At 56.5% G+C, this 13009-nt stretch carries 13 protein-coding genes; 7 read left to right on the forward strand and 6 right to left on the reverse strand.

Features of this window, described 5'->3' with window-relative positions:
- Positions 1-52: 52 nt before the first annotated feature.
- A complete protein-coding gene (locus ACWWD9_RS00855; RefSeq protein ID WP_013443443.1) occupies positions 53-244 on the forward strand; it encodes a YjfB family protein in 192 nt (63 codons plus the stop codon).
- 124 nt (positions 245-368) lie between these two features.
- The gene (locus tag ACWWD9_RS00860) at positions 369-1232 is read left to right on the forward strand and encodes a transglutaminase-like domain-containing protein (protein ID WP_013443442.1); all 864 of its coding nucleotides are present in this window, start codon (positions 369-371) and stop codon (positions 1230-1232) included.
- 4 nt (positions 1233-1236) lie between these two features.
- Here the strand turns inward: ACWWD9_RS00860 and ACWWD9_RS00865 are convergent, their stop codons facing one another.
- Positions 1237-2157, reverse strand: coding sequence for a recombination-associated protein RdgC (locus tag ACWWD9_RS00865; RefSeq protein WP_455867425.1), 921 nt, complete (start codon positions 2155-2157; stop codon positions 1237-1239).
- 219 nt (positions 2158-2376) lie between these two features.
- Between ACWWD9_RS00865 and yegD the strand changes: the two genes are divergently transcribed.
- On the forward strand, positions 2377-3633 hold the full coding sequence (gene yegD / locus ACWWD9_RS00870; RefSeq protein ID WP_041370596.1) for a molecular chaperone: 1257 nt from the start codon (positions 2377-2379) through the stop codon (positions 3631-3633).
- 11 nt (positions 3634-3644) lie between these two features.
- Here yegD and ACWWD9_RS00875 read toward each other — a convergent pair whose 3' ends face one another.
- Positions 3645-4361, reverse strand: a complete 717-nt coding sequence (locus ACWWD9_RS00875; protein ID WP_015831184.1) for an MgtC/SapB family protein — start codon at positions 4359-4361, stop codon at positions 3645-3647.
- A 229-nt stretch (positions 4362-4590) separates the two neighbouring features.
- Between ACWWD9_RS00875 and ACWWD9_RS00880 the strand changes: the two genes are divergently transcribed.
- Together ACWWD9_RS00880 and ACWWD9_RS00885 are read left to right on the forward strand one after the other, a co-directional pair.
- Complete coding sequence (locus tag ACWWD9_RS00880) at positions 4591-4782, forward strand: YqaE/Pmp3 family membrane protein (RefSeq protein WP_013443437.1); 192 nt, start codon at positions 4591-4593, stop codon at positions 4780-4782.
- A gap of 3 nt (positions 4783-4785) precedes the next feature.
- Positions 4786-5709: a DedA family protein/thiosulfate sulfurtransferase GlpE gene (locus ACWWD9_RS00885; protein WP_013443436.1), complete on the forward strand. Its 924-nt coding sequence runs from the start codon at positions 4786-4788 to the stop codon at positions 5707-5709.
- Positions 5710-5726: 17 nt separating this feature from the next.
- On the opposite strand, the gene ACWWD9_RS00890 is transcribed toward ACWWD9_RS00885, so the two are convergent.
- Positions 5727-6485 carry an SDR family NAD(P)-dependent oxidoreductase gene (locus tag ACWWD9_RS00890; protein ID WP_455867426.1) on the reverse strand — a complete coding sequence of 253 codons (759 nt, stop codon included), beginning with the start codon at positions 6483-6485 and terminating at the stop codon, positions 5727-5729.
- Between the two features lie 122 nt (positions 6486-6607).
- Here ACWWD9_RS00890 and ACWWD9_RS00895 point away from each other — a divergent pair, with 122 nt between their 5' ends.
- Positions 6608-7510, forward strand: a complete 903-nt coding sequence (locus tag ACWWD9_RS00895; protein ID WP_455867427.1) for a LysR family transcriptional regulator — start codon at positions 6608-6610, stop codon at positions 7508-7510.
- Positions 7511-7544: 34 nt separating this feature from the next.
- Here the strand turns inward: ACWWD9_RS00895 and ACWWD9_RS00900 are convergent, their stop codons facing one another.
- Positions 7545-7769, reverse strand: a complete 225-nt coding sequence (locus ACWWD9_RS00900) for a hypothetical protein (protein ID WP_013443433.1) — start codon at positions 7767-7769, stop codon at positions 7545-7547.
- Positions 7770-7841: 72 nt separating this feature from the next.
- A complete protein-coding gene (locus tag ACWWD9_RS00905; protein WP_455867428.1) occupies positions 7842-11234 on the reverse strand; it encodes an EAL domain-containing protein in 3393 nt (1130 codons plus the stop codon).
- A gap of 198 nt (positions 11235-11432) precedes the next feature.
- Between ACWWD9_RS00905 and ACWWD9_RS00910 the strand changes: the two genes are divergently transcribed.
- Positions 11433-11969 carry a YgjP-like metallopeptidase domain-containing protein gene (locus ACWWD9_RS00910; RefSeq protein ID WP_455867429.1) on the forward strand — a complete coding sequence of 179 codons (537 nt, stop codon included), beginning with the start codon at positions 11433-11435 and terminating at the stop codon, positions 11967-11969.
- A gap of 3 nt (positions 11970-11972) precedes the next feature.
- On the opposite strand, the gene ACWWD9_RS00915 is transcribed toward ACWWD9_RS00910, so the two are convergent.
- On the reverse strand, positions 11973-12944 hold the full coding sequence (locus ACWWD9_RS00915) for a GGDEF domain-containing protein (RefSeq protein ID WP_013443430.1): 972 nt from the start codon (positions 12942-12944) through the stop codon (positions 11973-11975).
- Positions 12945-13009 lie beyond the last annotated feature (65 nt).

The following is a 13009-nucleotide window of genomic DNA, read 5'->3' on the forward strand; positions in this document are numbered from 1 at the left end:
CTAAAGAATGCCCAAAGCCTGCCGATACAGTAGTGTAGATGAGGAGAATTGTATGGATTCCGTGACCAGTGCCACCGTAGCCGCCAGCATGGCCGAGACCAAGGCCGGGCAAGCCGTTAGCATGGAAGTGCTGAAAAAAGCCCTGGATGCACAGGCCACCGCTGCCGCTGGCATGATAGAAGCCTTGCCGAAAATCCAGAACCTGCCTGATCATCTCGGCCAGAATATCAATACCACGGCCTGACCTTCCCCTATCCCTGTTACCTGCCAGTTTGTAGGATGGCACGGATACACTTATCGGCGAAATGCCGATGCTGCCTGAGTAAGTACTAACGTATCATGGGGTATCCCTATCTCAAGATACCATCATGATCAAAATGCAACTGGCCATCAGCCTCAAATATGAAGTGCTGGACCCCCGGGCCGATTTCATCCTCAATCTGCATGCCGCGCAGACAGCGAATCAATCTGTCATGAACGAGCACCTGCAATTCAGCCAGCCATTGCAATATGAGCTCTACGAGGATACGTTCTATGGCACGCGCTATGTGCGTTGCCAGGCCGAGGCCGGCCCGCTGGAAGTGCATTATTCGGCGACGGTGGAAGTCGACCATCAGCTGGAAGCTCCCGACACCTTACAAGAAGTGGCGATTACCGATATCCCCATTCAATATCTGCGCTACCTTTACCCCAGCCGCTATTGCCAATCAGATCTGTTGCAAGCATTTGCCAACCAGCAGTTCGGTCACCTGCCACGCGGTTATGCCCGCGTAAAGGCAGTATGTGACTGGGTGCATGGCAACCTCGCCTATTTGCCGGGCAGCACCAACAGCATGAGCGCCGCGACGGATGTCATCGAACAGAAGGCCGGGGTATGCCGTGACTTTTCACATGCGATGATTGCCTTGTGCCGCGCGTTGAATATGCCAGCCCGCTTTGTCACCGGCGTCGATTATGGCTCCGACCCCGCCAGTGGCCCGCATGATTTTCATGCCTACGTTGAGGTGTATCTGGGTGATCGCTGGTATGTGTTTGAACCGACGGGCATCTCGCCGCGCCTGGGCTTGATACGCCTGGGCACGGGTCGTGATGCGGCCGATGTCTCCTTTGCTACGGTGTTCGGTGCGATTAACTCCTGGGCGCCGCTGATCGAGATTGAGGCCTTGCAGGATCCGGCATCCGGTATCGTGCTGCCTCAACACAGCGATCAGGCGGTCTCCACCGACGCTTGAGCGTTCAAGCGGCTGCGGCCTGGGGTTTTGGGGCGGTGTCGACTTCACCGCCGAGGGCTGCCAATAATTCGGGTAGAAGCTGACTCAGCTCACCACTCATCATGACAAAGTCGCTGTCGAACATCTCTTCGGCAGCGACATCTGCCGCCGCTTCTTTCAACACATCCAGTACTTCCAGGCGTTTGATCTGCAGCACATCGTTCAACACAAAGGCAATGCGGTCACGCCAGGTCATGGCCAGGCGGGTCACCTGCTTGCCGCCCTGAATATGTTTACGGATTTCCTCGGCTTCAAGGTCATGCCTTACATAACGCACGGTGGCCTTGTCATCGCCCAGCGCGCGTAATTCACAATCACGATCCACACTGAAGCCATGCGGGGCTTCACTGCCAGCCAGCCATCCTGTCATGGCGCTGGTGGGCGAGAGATTGGTCTTGATCAGGCGCAAGGAAAAGCCATCCACCGATTTGTGCAGTTGCTCCAACAAGGTATCCGCCAGGGCGGCGCTGGCGGCATCCACCACAAACCAGCCATTGGCAAGGTCCAGCCATGCATAAATAGTGCGGCGCAATGAAAACGCACGTGGCCGCAGCTCATCGGCAATCGCTTCCTTTAGCTCTTTCATCTGTTTGCGCCCGGGTTTGTAGCCCTGCTGTTCTTCCAGTTCCAGCGCGCGGGCCTTGGCATATTGGTTGATCACGCTGGTGGGCAGTATCTTCTTTTCCACACACAGCGCAATCAGCACTTGCTGAGCTTGCACATGCACAAATGGCTTGCCGGGACCGGCTGGCGCAATCCAGCCAGTCTGCTGCATTTCAGAGGTGGGGGTGTCTGGCAGGGCGTGGCGTGCCAGTTGGTCTTCAAGCGCTTCGACTGGGGTATTCCATTGGGAGATGCGATAAATCTGCAGGTTTTTGAACCACATGGTGCGTACTCAAAAACAAGGGATTTTACCCCAGTCGCCTATTCTTCCTGTGGCTTGATCGGCATGCGGCTTAAAAATTGATTGCTTGCCAGCCTCGCCAAATGGCGCTAGGCATACGCTTGGGAAGCGGATGCCGACTGTGGTCTGATGGCACGCCAAGGCGGCGTTGCACGCCCGACCAATGGTAGAATTCTGCTCTTTTGTCTGATGGGGCTGCGCATGCATTGCGGGATCGATTACGGGACATCCAACTCTTCGGTGGGTGTTGCGCAGAATGGCGTGGTGACCTTGTTGCCGCTGGAGGGCGAGAGTGTTTATCTGCCCTCGGCGGTCTATCGCCAGCGCCCGGACCATCTGGATGAAGAAGACGACGCCCGCATGACGCTGCGTCAGCAGCTGGGCGATGCCCGTGATTTGCTGTTTGGCCGTGCCGCCATTCAAGCGCATACCGAAGGCCCCACCGATGGGCTGTATGTGAAGTCCCCCAAGGTGTTTCTGGGGAGCGACCTCAGCCGTGACCAGCTGGAGTTTTTCACCGTCATCATCAGCCGTATGCTGGAGCGCCTCATGCAACAGGCGCGCGCGGCGAGCGGCATGCCCTTGCAGCAGGCGGTGATAGGCCGCCCCATTCGCTACCATGGCGTATACGGCGAACGCGGAGATGAGCAAGCACTCACCATTATGCGCGAAGCCGCGCAGGCAGCGGGTTTGCAGGATGTAATCTTCATGTATGAGCCGCTGGCCGCTGCGCTAGATTACGAAAATGGCCTGGTGAATGACGAGGTCTTGCTGGTGGTGGATGTGGGCGGCGGCACGACCGATTGCTCCGTGGTGCGCGTCGGACCGCATGCCAGCGCCAGTGCCGACCGTAGTGCTGATCTTTTGTCCTATGCCGGTACGCGTATCGGCGGTACCGATCTCGATATTCACATCGGCTGGCATCAGATCATGCCGCACTTCGGCAAGGATGGAGAGTTGCACCACAAGGCGTTTGATGCCATTTCCGTCAACAGCATTCCCAGCCAGCATGCCTTTTACAACCGGTTTGAAATGCCGGTGCATGGCGAGCCGGATGAAGCGCGCCGCCGCTTGTACAAGGTCTGGCGAGAGCGCCTGACCCACAGTCTGGTGCGTAGCGCCGAGCAGGCCAAGATTCGGCTGACGGATGCGGCTGATACCCATATCAATGTGGATTTTGTAGCGCCAGAGCTGCAACTCGGCATGAACCGTGACCAGATGCAGCAGGCGATTACCCAGGCCACCGAAAAAATCCGCAAGGTGATTGAAGAGGCCCGTGCCGGGGCTGGGGTGCGCATTGATAAAACCTATTTGACCGGCGGCTCGGCGGTATCGCCCGTGATACAGCAGGCGATACGCAATGTGATGGGCGATGACATGCCGCTGGTGACCGGCAATATGCACGGCGGCGTGGCCAGTGGCCTGGCGCTCTATGCCAGTCGCTGGTTTTCGCGCTAGCAGGCGCTCGCTTAATCCGTGGTGCTGGGGCTCCAGAAGGCCTGCCCAACATGCGGGCTCTGCTTGAGTTGATCGATCAGCTGATCCAGTACCAGACCATCGACCGAGGTGGCTGCCAGCGTTGCTTCAATTTCAATCTCGTTTTCCCCAAAGGCATGCATGACCAGGGCTTGCAGCGGATAACCGGTTTGCTCCAGAGCCTGCTCCAGCAGATACATGGCTTCTTTCTGATGGGTGCGCGCCGCGATGACATATACCGTATTGGTCAGCTCTACTGCCGGCGTATCCATGGGCTGGCGGTTGATACGGTTCACCACGGGACGTAACAGGGTATTGGCGGCCAGGACAAACAGCGCTCCCAGCAGGGATTCCAGCAGAAGATCGGCACCAGCGCAGGCGCCCACCGCCGCGGAGCCCCACAAGGTGGCCGCGGTGTTCAGGCCGCGCACATTACCCTGTTCGCGCATGATGACGCCCGCGCCGAGAAAACCTATGCCTGACACCACATACGCCACCACATGCACTGATCCCTCATGCCCGGTCAGCCGGTTCGCCATGTCGACAAAAATGGCGGCGCCCACCGCCACCAGCACATTGGTGCGTAGCCCGGCTGTGCGCTGTCTGTACTGACGTTCAAAGCCGATCAGGCTGCCCAGTACAAACGCCGTACTGAGGCTGATCAGGGTATCGAGTAGCGAGAGGAGGTTGATGTTTTGCCAGGCTTCCACAGAGGGCTCCTTTTATAGCGAGGGTTATCTTGCGAGCGCTAGCATTATCCTGATTTCCTGGAAGCTTGTATGCATGATCAGCGCTATGGGCACTGGGTACGCGTCCGGTATGGCTGGTGAGGTCGCGTAGTCATGGCAATGCATGTGCAATCTTGTCCAGCTTGCAGGTCCGCAAGGCAGCAGACGCTGTTAATATAGTGGGCGTTAACATTTCAAATAGGTCGCTGACATGCGTTTACTGATTGCCCTCATCCTGCCCTGGCTGACATTTTTCACCATTGGCCGTCCCATCGCAGGCATCGTCTGTCTGATTCTGCAAGCCACGCTCATCGGTTGGCTGCCCGCTACCATCTGGGCGGTTTATGCGCTCAGCCAGTACAAGACCGATCAGAAGATCGCCGACGCACTGAAGTCGAGATAGTCCATGCAACATCTGCTTGATCTGCTTCAGCAATACGGCTTGCTGATTGTGTTTGCCAATGTGTTTCTGGAGCAGATCGGCTTACCTATTCCGGCTTACCCCACCCTGCTGGTGACGGGCGCCATGCTCACGCAGGGGCAATATAGCCCGGCGCAACTGCTGTTGACTGCCGTGATTGCCTCGCTGCTGGCAGATCTGGCCTGGTATTTTGCCGGACGCCGCTTCGGCCGCCGGGTCATGAGCAAGCTATGCCGCATTTCCCTGTCGCCTGATTCTTGCGTGCGGCAGACTGAGTCGGTGTATCTGCGCATCGGGCCACCTGCCCTGCTGTTCTGCAAATTCATTCCCGGCTTTGCCTCGGTGTCCAGCGCGCTGGCCGGTACTGTGGGTACACGGGCCACGACCTTTATCATTTTTGATAGCCTGGGAGCTGCCATCTGGGCGGGCTCAGCCATAGTGCTGGGCACGCTGTTCAGTAGCGCCATTGATGAATTGCTGGATATTCTGAGCGAGATGGGCAAATGGGGTGCCCTGTTGCTGGGTATCGCCCTGGTGGCCTTCATCCTCAACAAATGGTGGGAGCGGCACCGCTTTATCAAGTCGCTGCGCATGGCGCGCATTTCGGTGGATGAGCTGGATACCATGCTCAAAAGCGGCTCACGCCCGGTGATTGTGGATGCCAGACCTGCCCATCTGCAAGGTGATGGCCGTATTCCCGGTGCGCTCAGCATGACCGAGGACACCATTGATAGCGTGTTTATTGATACCGATATCGATACGGATATCGTGCTCTACTGTTCATGCCCCAATGACGTGACCGCGGCCAAAATGGCCAAGCTGCTCATCAAGCGTGGTTACCACAAGGTGCGACCACTCAAGGGCGGCATCGATGCCTGGGTCGATGCCGGTTTCAAGATAGAGCCTTGAGCAATACTCAGGGCGGGCTATACAAACATCCCGCCTGAGACTTCAATACGCTGGGCATTTACCCAGCGGTTATCTTCCGATAACAACGATGCCACCATGGGGCCGATATCGTCGGGCAAGCCCACGCGTCCCAGGGCAGTCTGGCTGGCCACAAATTTATTGACCTCGGCGTTATCGCGTACCGTGCCACCACCAAAGTCGGTTTCAATGGCGCCAGGGGCCACTACATTCACCGTAATGCCACGTGGCCCCAGCTCTTTTGCCAGATAACGCGTCAGCACTTCCACGGCGCCTTTCATGGCGGCGTAAGCCGAGTAACCCGGCAAGGAAAAACGTGCCAGGCCGCTGGAAATATTGATGATGCGTCCCTGATCTGCCATCAGCCGCAGCAGCTTCTGCGTCAGGAAAAATACGCCTTTGAAATGGATATTGACCAGCGTATCAAAGGCTTCTTCTGTCGTTTCAGTGAACGGGACATGGATACCGATACCCGCGTTGTTGACCAGAAAATCAAAGGTATCGCGCTGCCAGTGGGACTGCAGCACCTGTTTCACTTCCTGGGCAAATCGCGCAAAAGAAGTGCTGTCGCCCACATCCAGCTGCAGTGCCACCGCTTTTCTGCCCATGGCCTCAATGCTGCTGACCACGGCTTCTGCTTCCGCGCGCTGGCTGCGATAGGTCAGGATGACGTCCTGACCCTTGGCGGCGATGCTGAGTGCCATGCTTTTACCCAGCCCGCGGCTGCTTCCCGTCACTATCGCAATCTTGCTTGTCATGATGATGCTCCTTTGAAAGTGGATGATGAATCGTGCTGGTGAACAGTCTATTGCCATCTTTGGAACGAATAAACTGCCGAAAAATAGTTATACTGTTCAAAATTTCATGTCAATGGAGCGCTATGGACAAGCTGGATGCCATGCAGGTATTTGTACGGGTGGCGGAACTGGCGAGTTTTACCCAGGCGGCCGATAGCCTGGGATTGCCCAAAGGCAGCATTTCAAATGCAGTAACCCAGCTGGAGGCTCGCTTGGGGGCGAGGCTTTTGCATAGAACGACGCGCAAAGTGCAACTCACGCAGGATGGTCAGCGGTTTTATGAGCGATGCAAGGATCTGCTGGCCGAGGTGGACGAAGTGGAGAGTCTTTTCCAGCAAACAGAAACCCTGCTACGGGGACGCTTGCGGGTGGATATGCCACTCAACATGGCGCATAACCTCGTGATTCCCCAATTGCCTGAATTCATGCAGCGGCATCCTGGCATTGAAATCGAGCTCAGCAGTACGGACCGGCGGGTAGACCCGATCAGTGAAGGGTTTGACTGCGTGGTCCGGGTGGGAGTGCTAACGGAATCGGGCCTGGTAGCAAGGCATCTAGGCACCTTGGAGATGGTGAATTGCGCCAGCCCCGCCTATATTCGCCAATACGGCATGCCGATGGCCCTGGAAGACCTCGCCGCGCATTACATGGTGCACTATGTTTCGGTGCTCGGCGCCAAACCTTCCGCGTTCGAATATCTGGAGGCGGGGGTGAGCCGGCATTGCCTGGTTCCTGCGCGGGTGACGGTCAATAATTCCACCGCCTACAGCATGGCCTGTCTGGCCGGGCTTGGTATTATCCAGGTGCCGCTCGTGGCGGTTCGGACTTATCTGCAGCGGGGCGAACTGTTAGAACTGCTTCCGGAATTCAAGCCAGAGCCTATGCCGGTGTCCCTGCTTTATCCTCACCGACGGCACTTGTCGCGGCGTTTATTGGCGTTCATGGAATGGCTCACGCAAAAAGTGCATGCCTACATGGCGGCCTAAGCGTATACGCTGCTTTGCCCGATAAATAGCGCCATCAGCCTGGCGGCGTTGTTCCACGGCGCCGCCGCCAGGCATCGACGATCATGGAATAAATCCATAATACGGCCTTGAAGGTGTTGGCGATGGGGATCAGGCTCCAGAACATATTGCCCAATATCTGGCGGCACAGCATGTTCTTGAAACAGCTGGTTTTGTAGATGGTGGACAGCGAGCAGATGCCGAGCGAAATAAAGTAAAACATCAAAAACTTGTAGGGCATGGTGTCTCCCTTCTCTTGTTGTCGTTTTTGTCTGGCGACGGCTGATATGCAGCCCATGCCTGTTGGGCATGATCAGGCAGCGGATCGTTCCAGCAGCAGCATGAATTCATCGGCCGGCACCGGTCTGGAGAACAGGTAGCCTTGGCCGTAATCGCACCCGATCTGCGCCAGCAGGTCGCGTTGTGCGGTCGTTTCCACACCTTCGGCGATCACGCGCAAATCCAGCTTGTGCGCCATGGTGGCAATCGCTTCGCACAAGGCCAGATCCTCGCCTTCGCCCGACAGATTGCGCACGAATGACTGGTCTATCTTGAGGTAATCAATATCAAACTTCTTGAGATAGGACAGTGACGAGTAGCCCGTGCCGAAGTCATCAATCGCCACCTGCATGCCAGCATCGCGGAAATGCAGCAGTTTGTCCGAGATGCCGCTATCGGCATTGAGCAGCAGGCCTTCGGTAATCTCGACCACGATATTGTGCCCGCTCAAGCCCAGTCCGCTCAGGTATTCCATCCAGTCATGATGCGAATGCGCACGGTCGCGGAACTGCACGGGCGATTTGTTCACGCTTACCTGGAAATCGTCGCCCACGATAGGGATGCATTGTTTCACCAGCTGTGCAGACTGCTGGAATACCCAGTCGCCTATCTCGTGGATCAGGCCGGTTTCTTCGGCCAGCGGAATGAATTCAGCGGGGCTGATAAAGCCCAGCTCCGGATGTTGCCAGCGTATCAGCGCTTCTGCCTTGTGAATGCGCTGACTGGCAAGATCGACAATCGGCTGGAAATAGACCGTGAACTGGCTCAAGGCCAGTGCATTGCGCAGATCGCGCATCATGCGCATGCGGGCCTGCGCCATGGCCTGCATCATGGGGGTAAAGAAACTGAAACGGTTGCGGCCATTCTTTTTCGCTTCATACATGGCCTGATCGGCATTTTTCAGCAACTCGGCGCTGGTGGTCGCATCTTCAGGGAAAACCGTAATGCCTATGCTGGCGGAGAGATAGACGATTTCGCCTTCCAGGTCGTATGGTGCGGCAAGGGCGTCCAGCACGCGCTGCGCGATCAGCGTCATCACGCTGGGGTCAGGCAGGTTGGCAATGATCACGGTAAATTCATCGCCACCCAGCCGCCCAACGGTATCGGTTTCTTTCAGGTGCCGCTGAATGCGGTGGGATGCTTCAATCAGCAGGTAGTCCCCGTGACTATGGCCCAGAGTATCGTTCACTTCCTTGAAGCGATCCAGATCAATGAACAGCAGCGCAAACTGGCTATGATCGTGCTGCGATTTTTTGATCTCCTGTTGCAGGCGGTCGCTGAACAGGCGGCGGTTGGGCAGTTGGGTCAACAAGTCATAATTGGCCTGATTCCAGATCAGGGCATCGGCGCGTTTTTTCTCGGTGATATCCGAGAACAGCGCTACCCGACGGAACAGCTTGCCGTCCTCGCTGTAAATATTATTGATCGCCAGCCATTCGGCATACTCTTCCCCACTCTTGCGGCGGTTCCAGATCTCACCACGCCATTCACCGGAGGTTTCCAGGGTATTCCACAGCTCCTGGTAAAACTCCTTGCCCTGGCGTCCCGAGCTCAGGATTTTTGGATTCTTGCCGATGACTTCTTCCAGTGAATAGCCCGTCATCTCGCTAAAAGCCGGGTTGATGGTGATGATGTTGTTATCGGCATCGGTCACCAGCATGGCTTCGCTGCTGTGCTCGAATACGGTATGCGCCAGGCGTAACTCCTCTTCGGCCTGCTTGCGCGCGGAAATGTTTTCGGAGGAAATGATAATGCCCTGTATGGTCTGACTGTCATCCATCCATGGCGTGATCATCCAGCGGGTCCAGAGATGCTGGCCATCCGCTCTTATCCACAGGTCCTCCTCCTCTTCCAGCCGTTCGCCGGCCAGCGCCCGTTGATGCGCCAGGCGCCATTTTTCCGGGATGTCGGGATGCACATCATAGTGGTTCAGCCCCAGCAGGCTGCCCTGCTGATGACCGAATTCTTCTTGCCATTGGTTGCTGCAGGCCAGATAGCGCATGTCGCGATCAAACATGGCGACACAGATGGGTGCCTGCTGGATAAACATTTTTTGCTGTTCCACCGCCTGCTTCAGCGTGGTTTCGGCCAGCTTGAGCTTGGTGATCTCGAGCCGCGTGCCGCTCATGGTCAGCGCTTCACCCTGTGGTGATCGGCGGGTAACCCGTCCGCGATCTGCCACCCATATCCAGTGGCCGTTTTTATGGCGGCGACGCGACTCGCTGGCAAAGTAATCGGTCTCCCCTCGGAGATGCGCTTCCAGTGCCTGTACCAGCTGTTCAAGATCATCCGGGTGGCAGAGCGCGCGGCAACTGTCCGCGGTGCAAGGCTCCAGCTCATCCGGCGTATATCCCAGCATCTCCGCCCAGCGCGGATTGACGATACAGTCGCCGCTCCGTATATCCCACTCCCAGGTCCCAGCCGCCGTGCCATCAATAATTTGCTGTAATCGCTGGTGCTGATTGGCCAGCTCGGCAGTTTTGGTTTTGACGCTTCTGCGCAACAGGAAAATCCACAGCAGGACGATGGCCCCCACCAGGCTCAACAAGCCCAGTGCCGGCGCGATATAGCGGCTGTAAGGCAGCAGCACCGGTGATTGCCCTACCCATTTCTGGAACATTTCGATCTTGTCTTCACGCGGAATCCGCGCCATGCCGCTTTCAATCAGCTGCAGTGTGTCGGTGGCGCCCTTTTTCACCGCATAATGAAACTGGCCCTGATACAGCTGGAACGCCTTGCGGTATTTTTGCGTAGGGTCCAGTTTGTAAAGGTAGTAATTGGCCGGGTACTCATCCATGCAGAACAGCTTGACCTGCTCATCCAGCGCGCCTTTGATCAGGGATGTGTAATCCGGGTAGAGCTTGAAGTTGGTAACGGAGTCCGCCCGCAGTCGTTCAATACAGGCATCGCCAGCCTGTACCCCGATCAGAAACCCGCGCAGGTCATGCGCGGAGGCAATGCCGGGAATGCTGGCATGGCTGTAGATGGCGACGGGGAGATTGGCATACGGCTGTGAAAAGTCATAAGTCGCATCGCGGTCCGGCGTGCGGAACATCATGTCGATGACATCCGCATCTCCGTTGAGCAACGCTTGCTGGGCCTGATCCCAGTGGGTGGCGATCAGCTCGACCTTGATGCCGGTCTCCTGCTCCCAGCGTTTCCAGATATCTATCTGGTACCCCTCCAGATTTCCGCTGGCATCGCGAAACAGATAAGGCGGGTAGTTATCATCCGAGATGACGCGCAAGGTTTGTGGCTGGGCGTGTGCGGAGATGGCAGAAAAACCGAGCAGCGCCAGTGCCATGATGTGCGCCATGCACATGCGGTTGGCCAGACGCTGTGTTTGAGGCAACAACCAGCCTGCCACTACGCGGTTTAATGCACCGGTAGCGTAGCTTTTAGGGCTGATGTCGAGAGCGACGCGCAATGTAGTTGTGCCAATATTCAAGAGAGATGGGGCGGCGTTGAACCAGCCTGAAGTGAGCAAACCCCATGCCCTGCTTTATTATTTTTAGGCCCTTCGGGTGCGTGAGCTGCAAGCCTAAACAAGTTGCCGGGGATGTGCAATAGTCTGCGATCGGCATGGGGCGGTGTAAAATACAGCAGCCCACTTCGCCTGCCTATCATGCTGCCCTTGACGCCCACTTCCCATTATCTTGCTGCGTATCCCGCCAGCCTTGTCACACAGGCGCTGGATGTTATTCGGCAGGGAAAACTCGCGGAGATTTTTCTGGCGAAATACCCTGAGCCGCATGCCATCCGAACCGACAAAGGCCTGTACGATTTTGTGGTGAAAATAAAAGACGAGTACCTGCGCAATAGCGGACAACTCAGCCGGGTGGCATACGACAGTAAATTGCACATCGTGCGGCATGCGCTGGGCACGCATACGGCCATCTCGCGGGTGCAGGGCGGCAAGCTCAAAGCCAAGCGCGAGCTGCATGTATCGGGGCTATTTCGCAGCATGCCGGAGGCATTCTTGCGCATGATCGTGGTACACGAACTGGCGCATTTCAAGGAGCGCGACCACGACAAGGCGTTTTACCAGTTATGTTGCTATATGGAGCCGCATTATCACCAGCTGGAGTTCGATTTGCGGGTGTATCTCACCTATCTCGATGCAGGCGGCGAGCCACTGTGGGAGCCCAGAAGCGCGCCTTGAGGTTCAGTTGCCGCTGATGATGCAGTTGCGGCCCAGCTGCTTGGCCTGATAGAGCCGCTGGTCCACGCTGTTGATAAAATCCACAGACTCATCCTGGTAACCAGGGATCACGGTACCGACACCCACGCTGATGGTGAGTACCGGGCCGATCAGGGATTTTGCATGCGGAATCTGCGCCTTGAAAATCAGCTTGCGGCAGCGTTCGGCAATTTTCTTGGCGGCATCACTATCCGTCTGCGGTAGCACCAGAACAAACTCCTCTCCGCCAAAGCGGGCAAAAAAGTCGTTCGCCCGTGTACCCGCACTGCTCAGTATTTCCGCCACCTGCTTCAGGCAATCATCGCCCTGAATATGTCCGTAATGATCGTTGTACTGTTTGAAGTAATCGATATCCAGCATGATGAGGGACAGCGGTTGGCTGTTGCGCCTGGCATTGGTCCATTCCACCTGAATGATCGAATCGAACATGCGGCGATTGGCGACGCGTGTCAGGCCATCCTGGAAAGACAGCTCTTCCAGTTCTTTTTGCAGTTGCAGCAGTTTTTCTTCGGTTTTCTTACGCTCACTGATATCAAACATGAAGCCGATCAGCGCTTCGACTTCGCCATCCGCATTGCGCAGCACATGCACCACATCGCGGATCCAGATGTATTCGCCATCCTTGGTCAGCGCCCGGTAATCCGCCTCGTGATCAATCCCGGAGCGTGATTGTGACACGCAATAATCCACTACCCATTCACGGTCTTCCGGATGCATGCGCGCGGCCCAGTCGCCTGCGCTCACCCAGCTCTCAGGGGCCCAGCCCAGCAGCGTTTCGATCTGCGGGCCGATGTAGCTGAACGTCATGGTGCGCCAGTCTATTTTCCAGGGAATCGCTTTGGTGGATTCCAGCAGGGTTTTATAGACGGTGCTGTCTTCTTCAGGGGGTTTAACCGGGTTGCTCATATTGGCGGGTGACGCGTTGTCCTGTGTCATGGGCTGTGTCGGCATATTTTAGACCAATATGAAGACACAGCCGTATGGCGGGTTAGATAGAGTGA

It is taken from the genome of Methylovorus sp. SPW-M1, from assembly GCF_053848825.1.

What these genes read in the sequence shown, in the direction of transcription:
- ACWWD9_RS00855 (WP_013443443.1), top strand. Translation starts at nt 53, where the DNA reads ATGGATTCCGTGACCAGTGCCACCGTAGCCGCCAGCATGGCCGAGACC.
- ACWWD9_RS00895 (WP_455867427.1), top strand. Translation starts at nt 6,608, where the DNA reads ATGGACAAGCTGGATGCCATGCAGGTATTTGTACGGGTGGCGGAACTG.
- ACWWD9_RS00900 (WP_013443433.1), bottom strand. Translation starts at nt 7,769, where the DNA reads ATGCCCTACAAGTTTTTGATGTTTTACTTTATTTCGCTCGGCATCTGC.
- ACWWD9_RS00885 (WP_013443436.1), top strand. Translation starts at nt 4,786, where the DNA reads ATGCAACATCTGCTTGATCTGCTTCAGCAATACGGCTTGCTGATTGTG.
- ACWWD9_RS00860 (WP_013443442.1), top strand. Translation starts at nt 369, where the DNA reads ATGATCAAAATGCAACTGGCCATCAGCCTCAAATATGAAGTGCTGGAC.
- ACWWD9_RS00915 (WP_013443430.1), bottom strand. Translation starts at nt 12,944, where the DNA reads ATGACACAGGACAACGCGTCACCCGCCAATATGAGCAACCCGGTTAAA.
- ACWWD9_RS00910 (WP_455867429.1), top strand. Translation starts at nt 11,433, where the DNA reads ATGCTGCCCTTGACGCCCACTTCCCATTATCTTGCTGCGTATCCCGCC.
- ACWWD9_RS00890 (WP_455867426.1), bottom strand. Translation starts at nt 6,485, where the DNA reads ATGACAAGCAAGATTGCGATAGTGACGGGAAGCAGCCGCGGGCTGGGT.
- yegD (WP_041370596.1), top strand. Translation starts at nt 2,377, where the DNA reads ATGCATTGCGGGATCGATTACGGGACATCCAACTCTTCGGTGGGTGTT.
- ACWWD9_RS00865 (WP_455867425.1), bottom strand. Translation starts at nt 2,157, where the DNA reads ATGTGGTTCAAAAACCTGCAGATTTATCGCATCTCCCAATGGAATACC.
- ACWWD9_RS00880 (WP_013443437.1), top strand. Translation starts at nt 4,591, where the DNA reads ATGCGTTTACTGATTGCCCTCATCCTGCCCTGGCTGACATTTTTCACC.